Genomic DNA, 25,380 nt, shown 5'->3' with positions numbered 1-25,380 from the left:
CCTCACTTTCATGTTGAATTTGTCTTTGATTCTATCAAACTATAATCGACCATCGTAAAGCAGTTGTAAGAGAAATAATAAAAATAAGTAAATATGATAGCGCTCCGGACAACGGTTGTTGCAGCCGGGTAACATCGGCCGGCGGGGGCGGACGATCCAGCCTGTTGGCGAGGGTATCGAACTATAGTTCTCCGTTGAATCCTGGCCAACGGGATAGCAGCCTTTACTGTAGCACAACCTAGACTGCCGCTGTTTTATTGAGCTATCGTTCTCCGTTAGTTCAACGTTCTATTGTTATGCGCTCTTTATTGTTAGAGCCCTCAGAAAAACGAAAGGTTATCTCTAATTCACGATCCCCTCTAATGTGATCTACAGCTTTTAGAATCAATGAGGAGTATCTCCGATATAACCAGTCAGTGGCAAATGTGTCGTGCCCTGAAATTATTAGTGAGTCGCCAATATGAACTGCTGTTGTGTTAGAAAACCATTGATCAAAACTGGGCTGAGATATTTTATTTTTTATTATCTTCAGGACTGAATCCCAAATGTCATTAAAATCATTATTTTGAATCATTTTTGTGGTTGCATTGCCATTCTCTTCTTGGACCAATAATTGATCAACTGTCTTATTAAAAAACTTGGCGAGTTGTACCAATATATCGATATCCGGTAAACACTCACCTCTTTCCCACTTTGAAACAGCCTGATGACTAACATTTAAAATATCACCAAGTTGTATTTGAGTCATAGCTAACTCTTTGCGGTTGGTTGCTATGATCTCTCCGACTCGTTTGATATCAATCATTAACTCATCCCTCCTAAAACTAAGGTTAGCATAGGGACACAATAGCGTAAATCGAGTTCAAGTTGAATCGTTGACTTGATTTTGCAACCATTAGTTGTATTAAACTGCCCGTTCGTATTATAAGGTCAGCCAGTTTTTTCTGGTTGACCTCTTTTGTTTTGAGAGGTTTAGTAAACGGTAGCCGGGGTCGAACGTAACTGCCCGTGGGACCGTGATCCCGTGAACTAAACTGTTCACCCCCTACTTGTAGAAACATGTTTGAGGCTGGTTGAGACAACGATCTCGCATAACAAGCGAAGCTATGACACTGCAAGAAGGACTAGAGGCTGCCGGCAAATACAGTCATTAGGAGAGATTCGGAGAATGAATCCAGTAATTGGTCTGGATATAGCAAAAAGGGAAAGTCAGGGCCAGGCCTTCTTAGACAAAGGACTACCCTACGGTAAGAGTTTTACCATCATTCACACACGCGAGGGATTACAGGGTTTTCTTCAGCTTTTGAAGGATAGCTGGGCAACAACCAGTGGTAATTCTAGAGGCTACGGGCCATTACCATGCCCCTATCACTCAGTTTCTAGAAGAACAGAACTACCTCTACATTGTTGTCAATCCGATCCTGTCTTATCAGGCGAAGAAGTCCTCGAGCTTACGCAAAGTAAAAACGGATGCCATGGACGCCTATGCCTTATGCGAATTCTATTACAAAGAAGATTTCGAACATTATAAGACGAGAGGCGTGCAATTATTAAACCTCCGCAATCTTACTAGACAGCATGAATCGGTTACGGGTCAGTTTGTCCAGATCAAACTTCAATTCCAAGCGGTATTAGATCAGGTATTCCCGGAGTTTAAAGGCGTATACGGGGCTTTGTACGCTGCGGTGTCTCTCAAAACTTTGTTGGAATTCCCGACTTCTGAGGCCGTACTGAGTGCTGGAGAAGCTAAATTAACGGAAAGAATTGCAGTCATTTGTGCATGTCGTTCTGAAAAATGGGCAAAGGAAAAGGCTCAGAGCCTTATGGAAGCGGCACTTCGAAATCCATTTCGTAAAGCGCCATATCAAAGTCATTTGTTTAGTATGAATATGTACATTAGCATGCTGCTCCATTATAAAGAGCATCTATCAACCCTCGAAAAGCAAATAGATGCTCTCGCTAATGAAGTTGAAGAATATGAGATAATCCAATCCATCCCCGGCATCGGAGAAAAACTCGCTGCAACGATTATCTCTGAAGTTGGTGAGATCGATCGGTTTAATCACCCCAAAAAACTCGTTGCCTTCGTTGGAGTAGATCCAAGTGCTCATATCTCGGGAAAGTTTACCGCAACGATTAATCGGATCACAAAACGTGGCTCCAGCAGACTCAGGCATGCCTTGTACATGGCCGTACTCTGCGGGCTCAGGCGAAATGGGAGTAAGAAACTCAAAGCTTTTTACGACAAGAAAATAGCTGAAGGGAAACCCCACAAAGTAGCGATGATCGCCTGTGTAAACAAGTTGCTGCACTGGATCTTTGCCATGCTTAAACGAAAAGAAGCGTACTTCGAATTAATGTAATTGGAAAATAAACGAAGCACATAAAAAACTTTCCAGCACATTATTGGAGGGTTATTTGGCATGCTCTGTAATTAGTATAGCATCATCTTCCCCATCTTCTATTGAAAAATCTTGACAAGATATTAGCTGGTTTAGCTAAATAAAATGAGCAGACCACCGCTGCAGCGCCTGCTCATCCATATGTGTTATTGAACTATCGTACCCGTTAGCTCAACGTGGCTACCGTTTTATTCCGGCAGCCCCGTTCTGGTAACTTAAGACCACTATCCTATTTGTGAAAATAAGGGTTTAACTGAAACGTAACAGAATGAATATTCTGTTACGATTCAATTGAAAACAAGAAAAGCCACTCTTTTTAAGGTGACTCCTTGTGTACACTGACACAAAACTGTTTTAGTTCACGACACAACTTTACTTAAATAAGAAACGCGACCAAACTGCTTAAATAACAGTTTTGAGTCGCGTTTTTCGCAGCAGTCTATTCATGGGTTATTGAGCTATAGTACCCGTTAGATCAGCCTCATGGTTTTAATGAATTAGATTTCCACATTCGATACAGTCCAACAACTAGAAAGATAAAGGCAATAACTTCTATAATTCTAGGAATGAAAGTCAGTAATGTGATCAACTCTCCAAATGTCATTCCCAACGGTAGTGTAATGCGATTCACTTCAACGAATCGACTTATTGTAAAAGGTGCAATAAAATCATAGATCCAAAGTATTATGATAATAAGAAAGAAGTAAAAGCCTGCAATGAACTGGTTTTTCCTGCATTGTATAAGCCCAAAAATTAATAAAAATAAGAAGAAAACCAAAATTAGATTTGCAAAAAATCCTAATAAAACCTCCAAATTACCACCCCTTAATTTTCCACATAATTGCATGCACTATAACGCCATATGGCAAATAATAATATTCATATCTTACGTTTACCATTTGCAATAATTCCACAATTCTGCCTGTGCCTGTAAGCTTAATAAAATGAGCAGGCCACCGCAGCGCCTGCTCATTCATTTGTTTTATTCAACTATCGTACCTGTTAGCGCAATGTCGGGAATCGAATGAAAACCTGCTACCCTACTTTTTAAATGTTGACTCATTCAAAAATACTTGGGACAATATCGAAACTCATTCCATATGACGGAATGGGCAATTATATACTACATTGGCACCACTCGGTCAAACTCGAGATCAGAAAATTGATTGAAGTATGGTTCAATCTGAAAACTGTCGTTTGATCCTATTTATCCAGATGAATCAGTTGGTGGCGAGAATCAAGGTGTAAATAAAAAGGAGATCCAATGATATACGGATCTCCTTTTCATTTGCTCAGTGTTTCAAGAGGGATTCGTTAGCCCGGTATACCATGCATTTGAAACTATGGCGTCGACCATGCCTTGCTGACTTATCCCTGAGACGTAGAGCGGCTGAGCCAATCTTGGAAATGTGTCGTAGCGATGCGCACGGGTCTATCGCCATTTGGAACAAGAGATTGATCATTCACCTCTACGGATCCGTAGTAGAGCGCTTTGGCGTCTGTGAACACCTGACGTTTGTCTTGAGTTGCGCTAAAGTATTGTCGAACGAATTCGTCCATACGAATCTGGTCTGGACCAGCCACCTCGACAATGCTATTCACTGGCGCCCCAAGTGTGAAATCGACCAGCGCTGCTGCAACATCATCCGAAACGATAGGCTGCATAAGGGCGGAAGGCAAACGAACGGTTTCCCCTTCTGTAGCCACATCGGCGATGCCGCCGACGAATTCGAAGAACTGCGTCGCGCGGACGATCGTATAAGGAATCTTGGAATTCTGGATTAGCTCTTCTTGAGCCATTTTCGCACGGAAATAACCACTTTGGAGAAGGCGTTCGGTACCAACGATCGACAACGCAACATGATAACTTACTCCAGCGGTTGCTTCAGCAGCAAGGAGATTACGAGTAGACGTCTCGAAGAACTCCAAAACTGCCTTGTCTTCGAACGAAGGCGAGTTCACCACGTCGACGACAACTTTTGCGCCAGTAAGCGCCTCAGCCAAACCTTCACCAGTAACGGCGTTAATGCCTAAGGAAGGTGATGCTGCCACTACCTCATGGCCAAGCTGACGAAGGTTGTTCACGAGTTTTGTTCCAATAAGTCCGCTACCGCCAATAACTACAATCTTCATTGTTGTTGAACCTCCTAGTAAGAAAGCCCGTAAAAGGGGCTTCTGATGTATTTCTTGATAAGAATGAAAGGCCTTGGATTGTTGTTCTGTGATATAGCCATATATAGTGCCCCTAAGACCTTGATCATGCGAACTATACTTTGCAATTGATTAGCTCAAACCTGCTTTAGTTAATCCAAACGCCGCGTCAGCCGAACCCGGTACGTTCTTGAAAGCGACGTTTATGCGGTTCCAAGCATTGATGGCCATGACCGAGAAGGTAAGATCCGAGATTTCTTTTTCAGACAACTGCACGCGAACACGGTCATACAATTCGTCGGGCACACCTTGCTCAGGCAGTTTGGTCAGGATCTCGGTCCACGCCAGCGCAGCCCGTTCGCGTGGAACAAACATCGTCGATTCCCGCCATATCGAAATGTGATAGAGGCGAAGCTCGCTCTCACCATGAATCTTAGCCTGCTTGACGTGCATATCCAGACAGAATCCGCACCCATTCATTTGTGAAGCCCTGATGTGAACGAGATCGAGGATCTTCTCTTCAATTGCGCTTTCCTTCTCGGCATTGCTGAATTCCACCATTTTTTTGAAAAGCTCTGGTGATTGCTGCATATAATTGATACGTTGTGTCATAACTGAGTACCTCCTATTTTTTTTTACACTATTAAGACAATTGGCGACTTCCATGTGTGACATAATTCGTTCTTATTATTTTCCCTTCACTCCTTTCCACTTCCACAAACTTTTCTTTTTCATAATTAATTGTTACCTGATGTATCAACTAATTAAGGAATTAAGGATTACCTTCGTCATAAGGATATCCATCATTTAGAAAGACCATATCGGGATAGAGAATTGTTTTTATCTCATATAAAAAAACCGCATATAAGCGGCTTGTAATGGATAATGTTCTTATTATCCGATAGTTTTTTAATGAGGCTGCTGCTAATAAACAAAAAGAAGAGAACCATTGATAAATTAATGAAAACATCCGGCTTGATATGGCGAAATGAACCGATGACAGCTCGGCCTCAACTTCACGATGATGATATTGGTTAGTCGTTTTTGACCGTCTCGCGAGTACGAAATCACGTTCTTGCTTTTACCTTGATCTTTTTTCCAGTGATAAAATCAGATCTCTCAATAAACTTTTGGCCAGAGTAGGGGTTTCCCGAGTTACACCTATTCCTACATGCTGACATGGTTCCCGAGTACACATCCCGACAGCGATCCTTCCTTTAATTCGATGTAACCAAAAGGCTCAACAACACCTACCAGGCAAACCGGACAATTGCTTAAGTTCAAGGTGTCTACATCCTTTCTGTTCTGTTTGTTCAAGCCTCTATCGAATCCAGTTTAAGCATTGTAATTTATCTGGGTTCACTATAATGTAAATTCGTTGAATGGTCATCGTTTGGACAACCCATTCAAAACAAATAACCCCGGTTGGAGTGCCTTCTTTTGTTAACAATATCCCTGGTTGATCATTGACCTCGACCAGCTGTGCCTTTGATTCGGGAAATCGACTGGATGAAAGGGCCTTCAATATCTCGAGCACGCGTTCTCTGCTATATATAGGATGGGTTGCGGCGGACACTTTTCCTCCACCGTCGGCAATCAATATGACATCCTCTGTTAACATGTCCACCAGTGGTTGTATGTTACCATTCGAAATGGCAGAAATGAACCGATTCACCAATTCCTTTTCTTCTAGAAGATGCGATGATAGCATTTCATCTTTTGGGGAGGATAAATCCACTTTTTTCTTGACACGACTAAAGATCTTTCGGCAATTAACTTCTGATTTGTTGAACATTTCGCCAATTTCACTATGTTCATATGCAAAGACTTCTTTTAAAATAAACACGGCTCGCTCTAATGGCGTAAGTTTATCCATAAGAATAAGAAAGGCATAAGAAATCGTATCATGACGCTCAACGTTATCTAACGGACTATTATCGATGAATTGCACTGTAGGTTCTGGAAGCCAATTACCTACGTAGCTTATTCTTTTTTTTCGTACAGATTTTAATTCATTCAAACATCGATTGATCATCATTTTGCTTAAGTAATATTTGATATTATTCACATTGTCATTTAGATATCCATGTATGCTAATAAACAAATCTTGAACCATATCCTCTGCATCTGATCTAGAACCAAGCATACGGTAAGCAATTGAAAATAAATGAGGCTTGTAGGTTTTATACAAATCTTCAATGTTATTAGTTGAAATTGTATAACTTTGCATAATATCCGCCTTTCTTTCATTCGAAAAATCTCACCTATATCTACTTATTATTAAACAATTCGAAATGATCTATTCCATTAAATAATTATCTAGGCAAAATAAATACTTTCGGATTTGCAGATTGGAATTCATTATATACTTTCATCATTGATTCCTCCAGTTTTTTGGCTTTGTCACTGATAAGACAATTGGTGAGGTCAATGTGTGACATAAATCTCAATAATTCTGAATTCATCAGTAAAGACGAAAATCTATTCAACATAAAATCCCTTTGAAGAGGAAAAGACAGCCACGATACATTGATTACTATAATCACAAACTCATCAAGTCAAAATTAAAAGGCATGAGCCCGGTACAATACCGAACTCATGCCCAACAGGTTGCATAAAATATTGTCTAACTTTAGGGGTCACTTCAACTAGTGGCTGCCTTTTTCTCTAATTATTAATCTCTTTTTCTTTTTAATATTCGCATTCTATAAGTCAAGATATTACGAGTCCGCCGTCAACTCCGATGATTTGTCCCGTGATCCAACCTGATTCCGAGTTGGCCAAGTTCACAATCCATCGTGCTACATCATCTGTTTCACCTCGTCGGCCAAGTGGGATCATCTGACGCTCCTGTTCCTTAACCTTATTGCTCCTCTGCTCTTCTGTAAGTCCCATTCGCTCTCGAAGAAAAGCAGTTTCGACAGGCCCACTCGCCACCGCGTTCACACGCGCGGATCTCTATAGATATATGTTCTTGTCCTCCTACAGTCGAACGTCAGAAACTCTTCTTCCGATAAATGACAAGAATTTGTACCGATTCTCACATCCAAATCCATTTGACCATTCCGGGAATGACTTACCTCGCACTATTAATGGCTAACAAGGTTGTTGTAAGCATGTATAACAGTCTCATCTATGGTATTCAATACAAACGCGGACCTGCATATTCCCACTATTGGAACTATATTCCAAAACGTCGATGGATCCGTGCGCGGGGCAATGTCAGTTTGCCCCCTTCGCACCTCCTGCTGGCTCCAATTGGCATGATCCACTTTTTCATGCTAAGCTTCTCTGTCGTAAAGGTATTGGATAGCGCCATTTCAATCCAACGTGGCAGCATCGGGTCATCCATAGCAGAACTTTCTCCATCGCTCCTTTGGCCGCATTCTCCAATAAGTTAAGCTTTACATCGACGGTATGATTTATTAATATCTCGGTTTGAGCGAATCGCGTCATTCTCTATTGAAGCGCCGCCCATTGGTGAGAAGTCGAAAACACACAGCCCATACATGAAACGCAAAAAAAGCAACCATAGAAAAACTGGTTGCCTTATTAATTATGGAGGTCCTTGTTAAAACTTTCGAGCTAATTCACGAGCTTGTTGAATTGATTTCTCTTTAATTGCTGGTGCTTGATCGGGCGTTGCAGCCATACCTTCTATAAAGATGCCTTCAAATGAAGGAACACCTAAAAATTTCATAATCATAGTTAAGTGACGATGACCAATTTCAAAGTCTGCAAATGGACCCCCTTGAGCATAAAAGCTACCACTTGCTTGAATATGCACAGCCTTTTTATCGCCAAGTAACCCAACAGGACCTTTATCCGCAACATATTTGAAGGTTTTTCCTGCAACACATATAGAATCAATGTATGCTTTCATAACTGGTGGGAAAGAAAAATTCCACATTGGATTGACAAATACATATTTATCAGCCTCAACAAATTGGTCTACCAGTTCACCCAGACGACTTACTTTCTCTTTTTCTTCTGTGTTCAACTGGTTAAAATCAGTGCCAGAACTTAATTTTCCCCATCCGCTAAATACATCTGCATCAATTTGTGGGATGTTTAGTCGATAGAGATCAAGATGCAGTACTTCATCGTTGGGGTTAGCTTCCCGATATGCATCTATAAATTCTTTTCCAACAGTTAAACTATAAGAGTTCTGGTGATCGTGCGGATGAGCTGTAATATACAATACTTTTGCCATTTTAGTTAATCTCCTTTACTTTGCTTTTTTTTTGACACTAATAAGACAATTGGCGACTTCCATGTGTGACATAAAACAAGTTTTTATTTTATAGCTATTTGAGAATGATAGTTCAACCGGTAGCAGGGTAGTAAAAAGCGGGAAATCTGAAGTAATTGCAATTTCAGGACATCACGTTTTGCAGTATTCGATTTTCGGCTATTCCCTCCCTGAACCAGTGCCTAAACGTTTGATTTCATCTTCTGTAATATAGCCTAAATCGACAAAGAATATGATTTGTGGTGGGGCTAGATATAAAGTGTTTAAAAACCATTTCATTCAATTAATGTTTCCGTTAGCGTAAGTGAGCATAAGAAAAGCACCATCGAAAGATGATGCTTATTTAACTATCGTTCTCCGTTACCCATCCATGCCGCTCACACGACACCACAGATTATGGAAGTAATTGCGTTCTTCCATGGGAGCTCAATGACGGACTAAGCGATCTTCATCATTTTACCTACAGAATAGCTCCGTCGGGAATGAGATAATGTTCTTGTCAAAATCGGGAATGGATTGTTTTACCGTGTTCTTTTTTCAAGCGATAGTATCAGATCCCTCAATAAAATCTTGGCCTGAGTACGGGATTCCGGAACTGCCCCCATACCTACGTGCTGACATGGTTCCCGACTACACATCCCGACGGTGATAGTCGCTTTGTTTGTCGGTGGAAATTGACCAAGTTTGAATTCCAGCGGTCCCTCCTTTAATTCGACGTAACCAACCGGTTCAACAATACCTACCAGACAAACCGGACAATTTCCAAATGATTTCAATATGTCTTCATCCCTTTTCTGTTCTGATTGTTCAAGCTCCAAATACCTAATAGCAGCAATAAAGTGAAAACAACGGAAATGAGAATCTCTTTAATCAGGAGAAGAAAATCCTCTTATTCCCTCCAGTTGTTTGTTGTTTTTGTTTTGACACTAATATGACAATTGGCGATGTAAATGTGTGACATAATTCATCTTATTAATTCCAAAATTTGCATAAGTACTTTCCGCTTTGTCCATAATATCCAAGAGAAATTTAGGCACGGGGGTAAATCTGCAGCAATGGTTATTATGTTTGCCATTACGGGAATTACGAGTTTTGTCATTCCCTCCTACGCTATGTCCATTCCGATCCGCATCATCCGATTTGCGTTCATGGTCATGGCTGCGACTTTCGGGGTATACGAACTGACGGTCGGTCATATTTTAATCGTGCATTTATGTAAATTGAGTTCCTTTAATATTCCCTATATGAGTCCGATTGCCCCATATAACCGCGACGAACAGAGTGATGCGATCCTTCGTTTTCCCTTCTGGTTCTCGGGCAATCGGAAGACAAATCGGAGACAACGGCCATGAGACGGACCCGTCCTTGCTGTCAACACTCTTCCTCTTGATATATATGGGGATACTGACGATGCTGTTGACCGGATGCTGGAACCGCAGAGAACTTAACGAGCTTGCGGTTGTTTTGGCAGTAGGAATTGATTCGGCATACGGTCAGTATGCAGTGTCTGTGCAAGTCTCCGAGCCGTTGCAAATGTCCCGAAACCGTGGATCGGATCGTTCACTGGTCAAAATGTATGTTGCGCATATTCGGTGTGGTTCAGGTGATAGGATCGTCTTATCATGGTCTAAGCAAGCCAGTTTAGTCGGTTTCTTATTTTATCAGTTTCAATATTCTCTTTAGGTTGACCATGAATATTGCCATAGCGCCTGTGTGCAATAGACCTTTATTTCCTGATTCCCATTTCCGTAAGATTCACCTTCACATTCAAACTAACGTTCAACGTTCGATATTCTTTTTTCCATTCCGCTTCATTCCAATTTCGCGTTTTACTCCTAACAAAATCCCCTAATCCGAGCGGGTCGATCCCTTCTTTTTTAAACAATTGAATGAGATCCATTCCAGTTGCGGTAAGATCCTTTTCGAAACGGTCTTTTATTCTCTGCTGCTCTTGTTTTGGAGAGTGAATCCCCATGGACTCAAGAATTTCACCTTTTAGCATAATGTAAATCGTCACTTTTGGACTTTTCGCATCTTTCCCGATTCGATAATTGACTTTTGAACCGACATTTACTACAGCGATGTAAGATCCATTGTCCAGCTTTGCTTCAAGAGTACCGTGCTTTACATTTTGCAGAAGAAGTTTCATGACGCGCATCTGTTTTTCGTTCAGAGACATTACATACTTGTCATCCTTAAATAAAGCTAAACCGGTAATCACTACTTGATTGTTTTGCAATTTAAGGAGAGGTAAAAAAGGGTCCATTCCTTTGCCCAAAAAGGAGTACTCGAAGTCGTGAAGATTTTGTCTGGGAACAAGCCCGTTCCGTACGTTCGTATCGAGTAAATTAAATAAAAACATTCCTTTTTCCTCATTTGAACTGAAATTCGCTTGCAACATTTCCTTTGTTTTTCCATCGACAACAGCCATATACTTCGTGCGCGAAGATTGAGCGTCACGAAGAGTCACATCCAATTCGTCTGCCAACCCTTTTGCTGCCAAATTTTTTTCAAATAATGCCACAGAAAATTTTCCTGGATTAATGGGCCGGTTTAATCGCATGTTTATTAATTGTAAGATATTCCTACTTGTGTAGCCAACCTTTGAGTACAATATAGTTGAAACAGAATCTGGTTTACCAGCTTGAAACTTGGGCGCCGCGATCGTTAATTCGATTTGATCGTTTGGCGCTTCGTCGTAGGCGCAGACAATAGGAATAGTAACTTTGTCCAAAACTTGTTGCTTTACGCACCCCGTTAACAGGAAACAGGTGAACAATAGTAAGAAAAAAAAACGATTCATGCTGTTCTTCTCACTTTCATTCTGACAATGTCGATGATAAATAAAAATGGGATGTACGCATAAATAATGTAAAATCCGATCTTAGATAACATGATTTGAACAGTCTCGACAAGATTACGACCTGGAATCAGACATACGGCGGTAAAGACCAGAATTAATAATATCGGCAGGACTATCAATTGTTTTACATTGAACAGTAATTTAAACGTTCGGCTTGAAGCCCAAAGACAGAAGCATATGATAGGAATTACCCATAATATCTGTGAAACAGCGCCGATAAATTCAAATCGTTCAATAAAAGGAAAATGAACAAATTTATATTTGGTTAATTGCGCCCAAATTTCATTTGATAATTGTTCTGATTTGAACAATAACAAAGAAATGAAAATACCCATAAGACAATATAGTATCATAACAAAATTAGCCAAATGGGCCCATTTTTGAGACTTTTTCGGTGTTTTAATGAAAGTGTAACAGAAAAAGAGCGTCTCCACGCCTAAATAGGGAAATGTAAACTCCTTACTTGCTCTGATGATATCGTTCAGTGAATGATCCATAATAGGCGATAAATTGTTAAAATGAAAATAATCTGCTGTAAAAACCAAAGTAATTAATGTAAGATTCCTTAGTAAACTTAACATACAAATGCCCACGATAACTCGAAAACCTCCTGCAACGATGTAATATACAAGCAGGAGTAAAGTCAAAGCCAACGGCCATGTTTCAAGATCAGGAAATAGCCATACTTGTATAATTTCGATGAATAGCCGTATTTGATAACTTGCAGTGAGCAGGAAGTAAACAATAAAGATAAAGTTTAGACCACCGCCCGCCCATTTTCCGAAAAATTGTTGATGAATATGAATAAGATCTGTCTCATTCCGGTTGAGAATTCGATACATCATCCAAATGACGATGTGGAAACTGATACCGCAAAGGATAACAGAGATCCAAGTATCTGTGCCAGCCAATTGAATCGGCTTGTTCGACATGGCGATATACTCGGGTCCGAACTGCATCGTTAGAATCAATACGAAAACTAGAAAAGGCGATATGGTAAAACGTGGATGTTCCATTGACTTCATCTTATATCACTCCCAAAGCTGATTCATTCGTCTATGTCTCTTTTAGCGTTTGCGTTTTCCTTATCGAATCTTACGGGTTTTGGCGATCTGAAATAGCTAAATCTATGATGAAATTTGGAATATGGAGGACGAATTACAGTATCATATAAGTCGGAAGTGCGAAAAGGATAAAAAGGAACCAGGTAAGGCATTCCGAGAGACGTTAATCGCAGCAGATGCGCAACCAAGGCAAGGATGCCGATAAAAACACCCAGTAACCCCCATAATTGCGCTGCGAAGATAAATGGAAAACGAAGAATTCGGATGGTAGCGCTCATTCGAAAAATAGGTGTAGCGAAAGAAGCTAATGCCGATAACGCCACAATAATCAATAAAAAGTTGCTTGTAAGCGCGGCTTCAACGGCGGCCGTACCGAGTACAATACCCCCAACTATACCAATGGTTTGTCCGATTTTCGTAGGCAATCTGGCGCCCGCTTCCCGTAACAATTCAATGACAAGCTCCATAAGGAGCACTTCCACGACAGGAGGAAAAGGTACATTGATCCTCGAAGAAACGATCGTGGGCAAAAAAACATTTGAAATGGCATGACCGTGATAGGTCATAACTGCAACATATATTGGTGAGGCAAAGACGGAAAACAGTACGGAGAACACGCGAATCAGCCGTAATATTGAGGCAATAATCCATGGCAAATAATAATCTTCATAAGTAATGAAAAACGACCCCAAGCTGACAGGCGCAAAAAACGCAGTCGGGGACCCGTCCTTCAAAACGCATATTTGCCCCGCTGATACGGCCCAGGCAACGTAATCAGGCCTTTCGGTCCCGATCGTCTGTGGAAAGATGGAGTTGGAATTATCTTCGATCATCTGTTGAAGCAAAGTGTTATCCGTAACTTGATCGAATTGCACATCCTCTATGCGCTGAATGCATGTATTTAAATATTGTTCGTTCGTTACTCCCTTTATGTAACAAATCGCAACTCTCGACTTGGATATACTCCCTATAGTAAGCTCTTTTATTCGGAACTCGGGAAAGGGAACTCGCTTGCGAATCAAGTTGAGATTGATGTCCAATGATTCAACAAAGGCTTCTTTCGGTCCTTCCACAGTGAACTCGATTTCGGGTATCGTTACGCTGCGACCCTTGGATGCGGCTGCATTGACCAAAATACAATGATGGCTTTGATGACCATATTGAATGGCGACATTTCCCCGCAAAATTTTGTTATGAATAAAGTCCCAATCGAAGGATATTTCTTTTTCAGCTACGGGGATCAAGTGGTACAAATCCTCGAAGGATATGTCCGAATTGTTGCTCATGCAGCCTATGATATGCTGGTGCAAGACTTTTGGCTCCGTGAGAGATTTAAAATAACCGATGAAAAAAGGTGCAGTGTCCGTTTGATGTTCGTAGTAAACGAAATCCGATGATTCACTAAGCTCCTTCCATAACTGAGGGACTGAATTCATATCTAACCACTCTTTTCCTATTTTCAATTTCTCGATTTCATTGTCTCACTTCAAACGGATAATTATACAGAATTAAAGCACGGTATCAGAAGAAAATTAAGTGTTAGACTGAGAAAATAAAGTTATAAACTAGGAAAATAAAGAATGAAACTGACAGTGCTTCATTAAGCTAACGTGCAGGATAACATGGATAGTTATTGAGTACAGGCACGAGTGTACTTGGGAGGAGTATCCATTACCGGACCAATAGGGGTTATTATACCGTGGATGAAAATCGATATTTGTTACTGAATCCTGGTTTCTACGACTTGGTCATTGATCAAGAGGAGGATGTGGAGTCCTTTTGCGTTTTCTTCCGGAATGATTTGGCCGGTGAAGTGCTTCGGACGCTTGATACATTGACAAACGGGCTACTAACCGACCCGTATCGAGAACGCAATCCTGTCGAATTTTTCTAGAAACCTATTTGAGAACTTCGAATTTGGAAAGCTTTGCAGCTTCTGGGTCATTCCGAGTGGACCATGACAGCGATTGCACTCGAGCTTGGTTTCGAAAATCCCGTTTCCTCAGCAAAATGTTTCGACAGCAAACTGGGATATCTCCCTCATAGTTTCGCAAAAAGGTGATAATTATTGCCCAAGTACACGCCAAGAATGTATTGTCCAATAATAGTAAAAGCCGCGATATACGCAGCTTTTAGCGAGAATCTTTTCGGATCATGAAATATTTCAATATTAAAAAAGGCCGAGGCGCTGTGCGTCGCGGCGGCGCATGCCTTAGAACCGCCCCGAGCTTTCTTCCTCGCGCTCGCGCTGACGGTATTCTCCGGGCGTCAAATTCGTCCATTTCCGGAAAGCCGTCTGGAACGCACTAGGCTCGGAGAAATGCAGCAAATAGGCAATCTCTCCGACCGTATACTCCGGCTGTGCCAAATAACGGATAGCGAGCTCCTTGCGAACCTCATTGGCCAATCGGTTATACGAAGTATTGTCCGCCTTTAGCCGTGATTGCAAAGTTCTAGGGCTCATCAAGAACTCCTTGGCCGCTTCCTGCAGGTTCGGAAAATGGGACGGCATGCATTCGATGATCCACTTGTTCAGATTGCTCGCCAGTCCGGAGTAATTTGAGGAAAGCTTTGCTCTAACCTCCTCGGCCATCGCTTGAAAGACTTCTAATAGCCGCGTATCCGAACCAACAATCGAATAATCCAGAATCTCTTTGCTGAACCGAAACGAATTGGCTTTCTGATGGAATAGCGGCATAATCCCAAATACAACCTCATACTCTTCGAGCTGCGAAGGCGGGGCATGCATGAATCGAACCTCTTTAATGGGGAGAGCTCGACAGCTTAACGCAAGCAGCGCCTGATAGGTACAGGCCAGCATCCCCTCTATGAAGTGCCGGCTGGGAGCTTCCAGTGAGTTGCTGAGAAACATGGAAATGACGACATCCGCACCCTGAACCTCTATGTCAACGTTTAAGCCGCTGCAATCGATGAAGTTATATTTCTGATAAGCCGTTAGCGCTTTTCCCAAAGTCTTGGAGTGAAGCATGACATAGCCAAGAACCCCTAAATCAGAAAGGCTCATCCGCTGGCCCTGATGAAGCCCGAACATGTCATCACCGGTATATTGGGCAGCTGCCATGATAATACTATCAAAGTCACCCTGAACGATGCGAGTTTCCGAGCTACGGAGCAAACCGGCATCCATCCCCGCGTAAGCGCAAAAGGAATCCCACTCGTACCCGCCAAGAGCCATCGACTTCATTATTGGAAACACAAGAGACACGGATACGTCGTCCCTGTTCATTCAACCTCTTCCTTCCATTGCGCGAATGATCAACTTTTTCGCGTTTTTCGTCATTTTTTGCAACCTGCCTGCGGATGTATAATTTCGATATAAATATCATACCATGGAGGATTAGAATGAAAAATAAAATTGCTGTAATCATCGGACACCCAAATCCTGAAAGCTATTGCAACGCGCTAGCACAAGCCTATACGAAAGGTGCAAAAAGCAGTGGAGCGGATGTTCGTGTCATTGATCTCGGACAGATCGAGTTCACTCCCAATCTGAAGTACGGCTACCATAAGCGGACGGATTTAGAGCCTGATTTAGTAGCTGCGCAGGAGACGATCCGCTGGGCAGATCATCTTGTATTCGTCTATCCTAATTGGTGGGGCTCGATGCCGGCGATCATGAAGGGCTTCTTCGACCGGGTGCTTCTACCAGGCTTCGCCTTCAACTCCAAACCTAATTCTTTATTGACCAAGCCGCTGCTTAAGGGGAAAACCGCACGCCTCATCGTGACGATGGATACTCCACTCTGGTACTACTATCTATTTTTAAAGAGGGCCAACTTCCTTATTATGAAGAGCAACATTCTGCATTACATCGGTATCAAACCTGTAAAAACCACCGTTATCCCAATGGTTAAGTTTAAGACTAGAGAGGTGCTGGATCAAAGGTTACTGAAAGTCGAGGGACTCGGAGCTAAAAGGGGATGATCGCGGAAAACAGATGATCATCAATATGTGTAATGCGAAAACCTAAGCCTAGCTCCGGCTTGGGTTATTTTCGCCAAATTAGACACCACGGCATTTTACGAGCTTGCCGACGTAGCTGAAGCCGAACGAAATGTGTGCAACAGCGAACATCTTTTTCAATCCCAAAGCTAGCTGCCTTCTCCTGATGGTTATTGCGCTATCGTTTCCCGTTAGTTGAACGGTCTTTCGCTACCCTATTTACAGTCTATCATACGTGTAGAACCCTAAAGAGAAGGCGTCATGCAAGGGGGATAGTAATTTTAAATTCTGTGCCTTTTTGAGGTCGACTATTGATGGATATTGTCCCCCCCAACGCACGTATGACCTGAAATGAAAAGGTAAGCCCTAGGCCTGTACCATTTGATTTAGTTGAAAAATAAATGGTACCCAGACGATTTTCCTGATCTTTATTCATGCCAATTCCGTTATCACTAATGATAAGAATGGCACTCTTACCATCAAGTGACAAACTTAACGATACTTTTCCTTCCAAAACCTCCAAACATGCTTCTATCGCATTTTTAATGAAATTAACTATCACTTGCTTAATCTCATCCGGATCAGCCATAATCCAAACAGAGGCTTGCGGTCTTATTAACTCAATCTGAACATTGTTCATATTTCCATACGGTATCATCACATCGACTGTGTTTTGTAGCTGATATAAAAGATCTGTTCGTACCTTCTGTTTATCATGTGGTTTGCCAATGGCAAGGTAGTTAGAAATAATATCCTCCATACGTTTAAGCTCATTAAGACTGATATCGATATACTCGTCCAATTTATTCTTAGGCAAAGTATCGTTACGAATTAATTTTAAAAAACCGCTTACCGCGGTAATTGGATTTCGCACTTCATGAGCAAGCGAAGCTGCAACATGGCCAATCGCTTCATTTTTTTCATTTTCTGTATACTTAATAAACAAATTCTTGTCGGATACTGCTTTGTCAAATAAGAAAGTTAACATCCATATTCCTATCAAGTAAAAGAGCGGAACAAATATTAAATGGGTATACAAATTGCTTTGAACGTAGTCCGGGTCGTAGCCATAAAGAAAAAGCCCCGAATGAATTGAGAACATAATTCCTGCCATTATCGATACCGACCATCTGCGATTTGCTCGTTTATAAAATCGGCTAAAAATGACAGACATGATAAATGTACTTGTCAATACCATTATCCCGATCCATTTACCTTCCCCACCTAAATACAAGCGGTACATGATGAACTCAACTAAAAGAATAATCCCCGTCTGAAAACCACCAAAGATAATTCCAAAAAACATGATGATATGGCGAGCATCAAAAATGTATCCTGTTTTCAAATTCAGGGAAAATGTCATCGCCAAGAACAGCGATAACATACACGTAACGATGATAAAATTTTTATTATAATTTTGTGCTTTATCTCGATAGTAAACATTAAAACTGACATATGGCAAAAGCGCGAAGAGAAACTGCACCATGATTTCCTTGATTATGTCCACATTAAAATCTCCTGACTGTTCTCTGATACTTCCAGAAACGCAAATAATGGGTAATATTCAGACCACATAAGGAAAATATGTCCACCACTAGATATATGTATTATAAATGTTGAAGAACTAATAGAATAGATACTATTTAACAAAAACAGGAAATGGTCAAGTGATTATTTAAAAAGCCTAAAAGGGTCTTGAATTGATCTCTAGGAAGAAAAAATAGTCCGTAAGTTTTGTTTCCTGGTAATAAATTCAGGCACGTGCCACGATACAAGTTGTTGTTTTGGCAAGATAATATGAGGATACACTGACTGAAATGCAAAACAGAGGATTCAGAGGGGTCTCCGCAATAGACAAAACCCGAGAGATAGCTTGTGAAGTTTAGAATTTGCTAATCAATGAGCGCTATTTATTGGTCGATAAATTATGTGTTAAAGATTTTAACCGGCCGTGCTATCAGGCCATGTGAATGATGATTCGTAAAGGCAAATTAGTATACATCCATGCGCTGGATCGACTCGGTTCGCAATATTAAGGTATTAAAACTAAAAAACCAGCCCCCTCAAAGGACTGGTTTGCAACATCATTTTTGAGCTATCGTTCTCCGTTAGTTGAATCCATAATCTGATCATTTTCCAGTTCCAAATCCAAATAAAGCTCTTCCTGTAATTGCATCAATTACGGTACTACTAATGTCCAAAGGTTGTTTCCCTCTTTTGTCTGGCACAAAATCATCTGGAAGAAGCCCTTTGAATGTGATTACCCAGACAGGTACATCTACAATTGATTTTTTATTCTTAAATATTGGGTTGGCATCTTTTGCCTCTGCTGATATTGCGCCTATACCAACATTAGCCGTTATTAGACCGTACTCAAGATATACACCTTTGGGTTGTACGGCGGTTTGACGCAATAAATCTTCAGTGATTTTACGAACTTCCAATTTCCCTATTTTAGGGACTATATTTGTTGAACTTAATTTAATACCCAATTCTTTTAAGGTCTTCTCATCATAAGCAGAAGTATAGTGTATGGGAATAGACGATGGAGTTAAATTAGACATTGAATTATTTATTTCTAAATTAGAGGCAACATTATTTGCTTTACTTGAGCATCCAGACATCACAAAAAGTATCATTAAGAAAATTGTGAGCTTTTTCATACAAATTATCTCTCCTCAAAATATCGCTCTTACTAGATACAGCAAGCTATCCTGGGGTGCTTTCTGCCCAACCGTAGTTTACCCCCCCTATACTTGGAAAGGATTCCCTATAAGTGACGCTTTAACTCATGCACATTGCTGCACAATCCTGCCCGTTAGCTTAATAAAATGAGCAGGCCACCACAGCGCCTGCTCATCCCAGAGTGTTATTCAACTATCGTTACCCGTAGCAGTACAATCCTATTCGTAATTACATTCTTATGTCGTAACCAACGATTTCCTTAGTTGTAGCATCAAAATAAATACCAATCGGACCTAAAAACTCGTCTTTATTGTATTTAATGTTACCTTATAAATTGATTCAGGTTTAAGTGATGTTTTTTTAGAGGAATCTCATCCCATTTAACTATTTTAACTTTAGCCTCTTTCCAATCACCTGTGACGGATGTTTTCTCTTCAACAATTAATTCTAACCGAAAGGTGCTATCAATCGATGCCAGTTTTAGACTTGGAGAAGCACTGGTATCTGGCTTGGTATCTGCCCTGTGGAACTATTCACTTTGTACCATTCTTCATGCTTAATAAGTTGCCATCGCTCACCAAGGAATTTCTGCCTAATACTGCGCAGCTATAAGAGCCGGATAGTGTGTACCACCTGATAACAGCTCATCATGAGTGCCGTGTTCCACGATCCGTCCTTTGTCCATGACAAGTATGAGATCAGCGTTTTTAACAGTCGAGAGACGATGTGCGATAATGATGGTTGTTTTACCCTTGCGTAATTGATCCAACTGTGATTGAAGACAGCGTTCGGTCTCCAAATCAAGTGAAGAAGTCGCTTCATCAAGAATAAGGATCTCCGGATCGCCCAATATTGCACGAGCGAGAGCTAAGCGCTGAAGTTGCCCTCCAGAAAGCTGCACACCTCTCTCCCCTATCTCTTCTTCTAATTGACCAGGCATTTTGATAATATCGGCATATAATTGAGCAGAGCGGCAGGCACTCTCGATTTCGTCTTCACTCAAATGTTCCCGGCCGAAGCATAGGTTGGTCCGCAGCGTATCAGCCATCATGTAGGGATTTTGAAACACAACTCGAACGCGGCTAGTCCAATCTTTGTGAGAAATCTCACGCAAGCTTTCTCCGTTTACAATGATTTGTCCGGCGGTCGGTTCATAAAAGCGAACCATAAGCTGAGCGATCGTTGATTTTCCACCGCCACTCGCGCCAACGAATGCAACTTTCCGTCCGATAGGTATGTCGAAGGTAAGCCCCTTAAGAACAGAGCGATCGCCTTCCTTATAGGCGAAGTCGACCTGCTGGAACTTGATGCTGCGGATAGGCTCCATAAGCGGCAAGCTTCCGGCATTTATTTGTTCTTCATTCATCAGAAGCTCCATCCGGTCAATATTAGCCAACATGCCAGAGAAATCCATTACATACTGGAACAGCCTATGGTACGAATCCATTAACTGATTAGTAAACTGAAAAACAATCACAAAGGTACCCAACGATACTTGGCCATTAAACAATTGGTAACCGCCAAAACCTAGTACAGATAAGGTAATTGCCCAACGTAGTGGATCGCTGAACATCATTTGTTTGTTTCGCGACTTGGTTTCCCTTAAAACGGATGAAAAATATTCTTTATACAAGGCATGATAGACGTTGGCTTCCCAACCGGTTCGATGATAAGCAATAATTTCCCTTGATGCGGAAATACTTTCATCTAAATGGACAGCAAGTTTCGTCCGACTGTCTTGAACCTCCCGATTGACAGCTTTGATTTGTTTCGCAAAATATCGTCCGCCTAAAAAATAAGCTGTGCTGAAAATCGTAACCGACAACATAATATGCCAATTGAGAAAGCCTATGATGACCATCAAGGCTAAAACTTGAAGTAATCTCTGTATGCCGATCGGCGTATGATAACCAATCATACTGCCGCCATGAAGGAGGTCTGTTGTCAAATATTGAACATATCGTGCGGAACGTTCGTTTTGGATACGCGCCATAGGGACTCGAAAAAATCTCCTGAACATCCTCATGAGCAGGATACTATTCAATTTAAATTCATTGTAAACGTATCGATAAGGGGCAGCCGTAATAAAAATTGAACTAGAAACAACAGCAAGCGCAAATAGCGATAGATACATAGGAAAAAGCCGATATTGGCCCTGGATTATTACATAATCAATGATATACTTTTGTACGTAAGTCATCGCAATCCCCGAGCTTGTTTCCAGCACCATAAAAATGATTGCTAGTACAAATCCGCCGCGGATGCTCGCGATATTCTTCCAAATCCATTTAAGATAATACAACAGGGTCTCCTCCAGACTTTGAAGCGTGTAAAGCGTTCGTTGCCGAAAGCGTTTCTCCTTCGGCAAGTCGATATAAATAGCTTCGCTTTGCCATCAACTCGTGATAAGTGCCCTGCTCGACAATGACACCTTCATCCAGTACGACAATTCGATCGTAATCCACCACGGTACTCAATCTATGTGCAACCGCGATAGTCGTCCGACCGGCAAGAAGGTACTGGAGCGCTTCAACAACAGCATTCTCGCTTACGTTATCAAGTGCCGAGGTCGCCTCGTCCAACAACAATATTTGTGGGTCTTTAATCAACATACGAGCGATGGCAATTCGCTGCTTCTGTCCTCCGGACAGCTTTACGCCTCTTTCTCCGACTAAACTCTCGTATCCATCCTGCAATTCCGTTATAAATCCATGCGCATTAGCCGCAATCGCCGCTTCTTCGATTTGTTTATCTGCTGCATCAGGGTTTCCGAAGCGGATGTTTTCCCGAATCGTGCTGCCGAATAAAAAAGTATCCTGAAATACATAGCCTATGTTGCCGCGCAGTTCACGAAATGAAAACTGAGTCAGTGGAATGCCGTCAAGAAGGATTGAGCCTTGCGTAGGATCGTAGAAACGGGCCATCAGCTTCAAAAGAGTAGACTTCCCGTTCCCGCTTGTACCAACGATTGCGATACGTTCTCCCGGACGGATATGCAACGTTATCCCTTTTAGCAAAGAAGAACGCCCGGGATAGGAAAAATGAACATTTTCGAACGACAATTCGCCCTTGACAAGTCCTTGCTTAACAGGTGAGGGATGTTCCTCCATTGATGGTACAGTACTAACTAGTTTATATAGTCTGGTTACTTGTTGCAGCAGCATGTTTTGCTCGATAAATTGAGACACAAGCCACGACAAGCGTTGCATAAAAATGCCGTAGATGAGGAGAAATGCAATAAATTGTCCTGCGGTCATCCATGTTTTCTTTATAAAATAATAGCCCGTAATAAAAATTGCAATTGACCCGATCTGAAACAATAAGCTTCTAACGCTCCATCTCAGATGGATATAATAAACCCATGAAAGTACGGTTCGTTCTAACTTTTTAAATTTATTGCGGCTTCTGTCGATATCCCATTCTTCAGCACCAAAAGCGCGGTATTCTCTCGCTCCGGTAACCGATTCATAAATTTTCTTATCATAGTCTATCCTAACTTCTTCCATCCTGCGTGATGCCTCGGAAACTTTACGATCAATTTTCGGTCCAAATAAGTAATAGGCCAGAAAGCACGGAACAATGATTAAGGAGAGAAATACGGATTGATATAGCAAAAGTCCTGCTGCGGTGGTTAGAAATAATAATTGCTGTACAATTTCCGGGAAAAATCTTCGGATTATACTTTCCGCCGAGTGTACTTGCTGATTCATCAGCGACAGCGTTTCTCCCACTGGATTTTGCTCATAATAGACAAATCCAAGCTTACGCAAATGCTGCAAGGCGCCGAATTGAAGATCCCGCGCAGCGTTTGCACTGACTTTACTCTGCAGAGAATTTCTTAAAACGTTGCAAAGAAGTATAACGCTAAAAATAGCCGCCATAAGGCCGAGCATTTGAAAATATGCCAGTTTGTTCTGATTGGGAGCAATACTATCGATGAGCCGTTGAATGAGAAGTGGAGTAACCAGTTCGCCAAACGAAGCGATGAATCCACAACCGATTATAAAAGTCATTTTAACTCGATATGGACGAATGTGCTGCAGGATCCATCGATAAATCGTCCAACTTCCTATGGTTTCGTTGTTCTTTTGTTTCATAATTACGCCCCCCAAATCTTGTAAACCAAATTCCATATCTTTCTAAAATACACTCAAATATGTTAAGATTCTTTTGTTTTTATTTGATCGTTTATTTAATTTTTATCTGGACTAAAGACTGTAATATGAGAAAAGGCAGCTGTCAGAAGAAAATAAAGTTCTAGACTGAAAAATATTTTATCTGATGTACAAAATTTTATGTAAATGCTATGAAATAAAAGCCAAATCATAAGAAGTAGTACTTATAATAGCGACAAAATGTAGGTTTGCTGTTTGTTCCGCTAACAAGAAACGATAGCTATCGTTTCCCGATAGTTTAACAAATTTTTCTCTTTAAACTAATAATTAAGTACACTGCATCTCGCAAATCACCCGATCAAAGCGCAACTCCGCAAGATCATCATCAAGGATCCAATAATAAATTCGCCCTACGTCTCCCCACATGATACCTGTCTTATCTTCCTCGGAATCGATTTGTAGCAGCATGCGCCACTTCAAAGCCGAGTTAACGATTTGCTTCCGTTTCTCTGAGTTCTCTAAATCGTTCCAAGTATGTAGCCTATATGCAATCTCGCAACTAAGCTGCATGTCGTCTTGAATTTGATCAGGATGACCCATGAACCGGTTAATATGCCACTCTTTTTCCCATCGATTCTTAAATCCAGGCAAAAACCCCCCCCAGTATTTTTCAAAGTCCTCCTGGTTGCCATTCCAACCAAGTCCCAAGCTTTCTAGAAATGAAGACTCCGGTGCCGGAACAGACAGCCCTGTTTCAAACGAAATCCGATTAGATCTCATTCTCGCTGATTCTTTTAAATTATCAGGCATATTTCTGCGTGAAATTTGATTAAACCGACCAGCTTCCGTGAAGATGACACGGCATGTTTGAGGGTCTCCGAAGAAAAAGTCTTTGTCCTTGAACATCGGTTCCACGGCATAGAAAAAAGAGAGTAGACCGGCTGTTGGAAGAGACAGCTCCGCCGGAATTTCTGCCAAGTTAATTTAAGAGATAAAAGTCATCTCGTAGTCTTTCCATCTGGGCCATTCCATGTCCTTGGGAAGATCCGGATTACCGCCAACCTTGCTGCTTCCAATAGAGATTCAGTTGAGCTGTCGGATAAATCCAGGAGGCAATTGCCTGCTTATATTGTTCAAGCCCCGCTTGCTCAAGCAATTGAATGATCGCTTCTTTACTCATTCTATAAGCTCCTTCAAAATATTTTGTTCGTTTGCGCTATCATTCCCAGTTAGTTCAAACTCTGCTTGAATCAAAAACAAAGACAGGTCCGTTCCATTTTTCATTTTGTAGAATCTTCTCTTGATAAAAGTTGTCTTGTTTATAGTTAGAAATTATCTGCCTCCAAAATTCATAAGCGCTCTTATTAGCAAATGTTTGTCGTACCTCCCATACACCACAGTACTGTTCAAACAGTGAGTAAGCAACTTTCCTACCTACTCCTTTTCGCCTGTATTTCCTCATAATAAAGAAATCACTTATTGTGTTTGTTTTTTCAGCAGTACTCAGTTTCATATATTCTTTTGGAACATCGAGGCTAATCAAAACAAAGCCTGCAATTTCCCCATCCACTTTGACTAAATAGGGACGTCGATATTCATCTGTCCATTGATGATCGAAGTATTTGTATAAGTACAGCCCATGATTGTTTAATACGTGCCCGTCAAATTCGCTACTGTCGTAACGATATAGCTGAAGGAGATTGTAAAGTACTGTCTTCTCTTCATACGGGACCAGTGTTATTTCAATATTCATCTCATATCCCCCCTTAACTACTTGGGGTATTTTACCATAAAATTGGTGGTCTAGTATGTATATAACCAAACTAACCTGCCTTTAGCTTAACGCCCATCAGCTACATCTGTACAAAACCCTTTATTTTGTGAA

At 41.2% G+C, this 25,380-nt stretch carries 19 protein-coding genes and 3 pseudogenes; 5 read left to right on the top strand and 17 right to left on the bottom strand.

The annotated features are described in order from the left end of the window. Window positions 1-280: 280 nt before the first annotated feature. Window positions 281-805, bottom strand: a complete 525-nt coding sequence (locus MRBLPE1_RS17165) for a helix-turn-helix domain-containing protein (RefSeq protein WP_364147536.1) — start codon at window positions 803-805, stop codon at window positions 281-283. A 363-nt stretch (window positions 806-1,168) separates the two neighbouring features. Here MRBLPE1_RS17165 and MRBLPE1_RS17160 point away from each other — a divergent pair. After that, window positions 1,169-2,363: pseudogene (locus MRBLPE1_RS17160) on the top strand (IS110 family transposase). Window positions 2,364-3,770: 1,407 nt separating this feature from the next. On the opposite strand, the gene MRBLPE1_RS17155 reads toward MRBLPE1_RS17160, so the two are convergent. The 3 genes from MRBLPE1_RS17155 to MRBLPE1_RS17145 all read right to left on the bottom strand — a co-directional run bounded on the left by MRBLPE1_RS17155 (window position 3,771) and on the right by MRBLPE1_RS17145 (window position 6,783). Beyond that, entirely contained in the window at window positions 3,771-4,535 is a 765-nt protein-coding gene (locus tag MRBLPE1_RS17155; RefSeq protein WP_364147533.1) for an SDR family oxidoreductase, read from the bottom strand. A 150-nt stretch (window positions 4,536-4,685) separates the two neighbouring features. Then, entirely contained in the window at window positions 4,686-5,165 is a 480-nt protein-coding gene (locus MRBLPE1_RS17150) for a carboxymuconolactone decarboxylase family protein (protein ID WP_364147530.1), read from the bottom strand. A gap of 709 nt (window positions 5,166-5,874) precedes the next feature. Continuing rightward, window positions 5,875-6,783, bottom strand: a complete 909-nt coding sequence (locus MRBLPE1_RS17145) for an RNA polymerase sigma-70 factor (RefSeq protein WP_364147527.1) — start codon at window positions 6,781-6,783, stop codon at window positions 5,875-5,877. A 292-nt stretch (window positions 6,784-7,075) separates the two neighbouring features. On the opposite strand from MRBLPE1_RS17145, the pseudogene MRBLPE1_RS17140 reads away from it, so the two are divergent. Further along, a pseudogene (locus MRBLPE1_RS17140) lies at window positions 7,076-7,171 on the top strand (IS3 family transposase); the annotation flags it as partial. Between the two features lie 94 nt (window positions 7,172-7,265). On the opposite strand, the gene MRBLPE1_RS17135 reads toward MRBLPE1_RS17140, so the two are convergent. Next, a complete protein-coding gene (locus tag MRBLPE1_RS17135) occupies window positions 7,266-7,499 on the bottom strand; it encodes an SDR family oxidoreductase (protein WP_364147525.1) in 234 nt (77 codons plus the stop codon). A gap of 625 nt (window positions 7,500-8,124) precedes the next feature. Continuing rightward, complete coding sequence (locus tag MRBLPE1_RS17130) at window positions 8,125-8,766, bottom strand: FMN-dependent NADH-azoreductase (protein ID WP_364147522.1); 642 nt, start codon at window positions 8,764-8,766, stop codon at window positions 8,125-8,127. A gap of 1,094 nt (window positions 8,767-9,860) precedes the next feature. On the opposite strand from MRBLPE1_RS17130, the gene MRBLPE1_RS17125 reads away from it, so the two are divergent. Then, the gene (locus tag MRBLPE1_RS17125; protein ID WP_364147519.1) at window positions 9,861-10,157 is read left to right on the top strand and encodes a spore germination protein; all 297 of its coding nucleotides are present in this window, start codon (window positions 9,861-9,863) and stop codon (window positions 10,155-10,157) included. Between the two features lie 374 nt (window positions 10,158-10,531). Here the strand turns inward: MRBLPE1_RS17125 and MRBLPE1_RS17120 are convergent, their stop codons facing one another. The 3 genes from MRBLPE1_RS17120 to MRBLPE1_RS17110 are packed head-to-tail and all read right to left on the bottom strand — an operon-like array spanning window position 10,532 to window position 14,168. Then, on the bottom strand, window positions 10,532-11,608 hold the full coding sequence (locus MRBLPE1_RS17120) for a Ger(x)C family spore germination protein (protein WP_364147517.1): 1,077 nt from the start codon (window positions 11,606-11,608) through the stop codon (window positions 10,532-10,534). Next, a complete protein-coding gene (locus tag MRBLPE1_RS17115; RefSeq protein WP_364147515.1) occupies window positions 11,605-12,693 on the bottom strand; it encodes a GerAB/ArcD/ProY family transporter in 1,089 nt (362 codons plus the stop codon). The genes MRBLPE1_RS17120 and MRBLPE1_RS17115 overlap by 4 nt, the downstream gene beginning before the upstream one ends. A 23-nt stretch (window positions 12,694-12,716) precedes the next feature. Then, on the bottom strand, window positions 12,717-14,168 hold the full coding sequence (locus MRBLPE1_RS17110) for a spore germination protein (protein ID WP_364147512.1): 1,452 nt from the start codon (window positions 14,166-14,168) through the stop codon (window positions 12,717-12,719). 263 nt (window positions 14,169-14,431) lie between these two features. Here MRBLPE1_RS17110 and MRBLPE1_RS17105 point away from each other — a divergent pair, with 263 nt between their 5' ends. Then, on the top strand, window positions 14,432-14,626 hold the full coding sequence (locus MRBLPE1_RS17105) for a hypothetical protein (protein ID WP_364147509.1): 195 nt from the start codon (window positions 14,432-14,434) through the stop codon (window positions 14,624-14,626). A gap of 318 nt (window positions 14,627-14,944) precedes the next feature. Here the strand turns inward: MRBLPE1_RS17105 and MRBLPE1_RS17100 are convergent, their stop codons facing one another. Continuing rightward, complete coding sequence (locus MRBLPE1_RS17100) at window positions 14,945-15,979, bottom strand: AraC family transcriptional regulator (protein ID WP_364147507.1); 1,035 nt, start codon at window positions 15,977-15,979, stop codon at window positions 14,945-14,947. A gap of 116 nt (window positions 15,980-16,095) precedes the next feature. On the opposite strand from MRBLPE1_RS17100, the gene MRBLPE1_RS17095 reads away from it, so the two are divergent. Continuing rightward, window positions 16,096-16,677 (top strand): NAD(P)H-dependent oxidoreductase, encoded by a 582-nt coding sequence (locus MRBLPE1_RS17095; protein ID WP_364147504.1) that lies wholly within the window; start codon window positions 16,096-16,098, stop codon window positions 16,675-16,677. A gap of 277 nt (window positions 16,678-16,954) precedes the next feature. On the opposite strand, the gene MRBLPE1_RS17090 is transcribed toward MRBLPE1_RS17095, so the two are convergent. The 7 genes and pseudogenes from MRBLPE1_RS17090 to MRBLPE1_RS17060 all read right to left on the bottom strand — a co-directional run bounded on the left by MRBLPE1_RS17090 (window position 16,955) and on the right by MRBLPE1_RS17060 (window position 25,248). Further along, a complete protein-coding gene (locus MRBLPE1_RS17090; RefSeq protein ID WP_364147502.1) occupies window positions 16,955-18,202 on the bottom strand; it encodes a HAMP domain-containing sensor histidine kinase in 1,248 nt (415 codons plus the stop codon). 622 nt (window positions 18,203-18,824) lie between these two features. After that, window positions 18,825-19,358, bottom strand: coding sequence for a hypothetical protein (locus MRBLPE1_RS17085; RefSeq protein WP_364147499.1), 534 nt, complete (start codon window positions 19,356-19,358; stop codon window positions 18,825-18,827). Window positions 19,359-19,972: 614 nt separating this feature from the next. After that, window positions 19,973-21,682, bottom strand: a complete 1,710-nt coding sequence (locus tag MRBLPE1_RS17080; RefSeq protein ID WP_364147498.1) for an ABC transporter ATP-binding protein — start codon at window positions 21,680-21,682, stop codon at window positions 19,973-19,975. After that, the gene (locus MRBLPE1_RS17075; RefSeq protein WP_364147495.1) at window positions 21,669-23,477 is read right to left on the bottom strand and encodes an ABC transporter ATP-binding protein; all 1,809 of its coding nucleotides are present in this window, start codon (window positions 23,475-23,477) and stop codon (window positions 21,669-21,671) included. Before MRBLPE1_RS17075 ends, MRBLPE1_RS17080 begins: the two co-directional genes overlap by 14 nt. A 345-nt stretch (window positions 23,478-23,822) precedes the next feature. Continuing rightward, window positions 23,823-24,527: pseudogene (locus MRBLPE1_RS17070) on the bottom strand (DUF1963 domain-containing protein). A gap of 19 nt (window positions 24,528-24,546) precedes the next feature. Further along, window positions 24,547-24,675: a hypothetical protein gene (locus tag MRBLPE1_RS17065; RefSeq protein ID WP_364147492.1), complete on the bottom strand. Its 129-nt coding sequence runs from the start codon at window positions 24,673-24,675 to the stop codon at window positions 24,547-24,549. 54 nt (window positions 24,676-24,729) lie between these two features. Further along, a complete protein-coding gene (locus tag MRBLPE1_RS17060; protein WP_364147489.1) occupies window positions 24,730-25,248 on the bottom strand; it encodes a GNAT family N-acetyltransferase in 519 nt (172 codons plus the stop codon). Window positions 25,249-25,380: the final 132 nt, after the last annotated feature.

Origin of the sequence: Paenibacillus sp. LPE1-1-1.1, from assembly GCF_040676435.1 — a bacterium.
Lineage (GTDB): Bacteria > Bacillota > Bacilli > Paenibacillales > Paenibacillaceae > Pristimantibacillus.
Note: the sequence above shows the minus strand (reverse complement) of the source record. Positions and strands in the feature narration are given on the sequence as shown.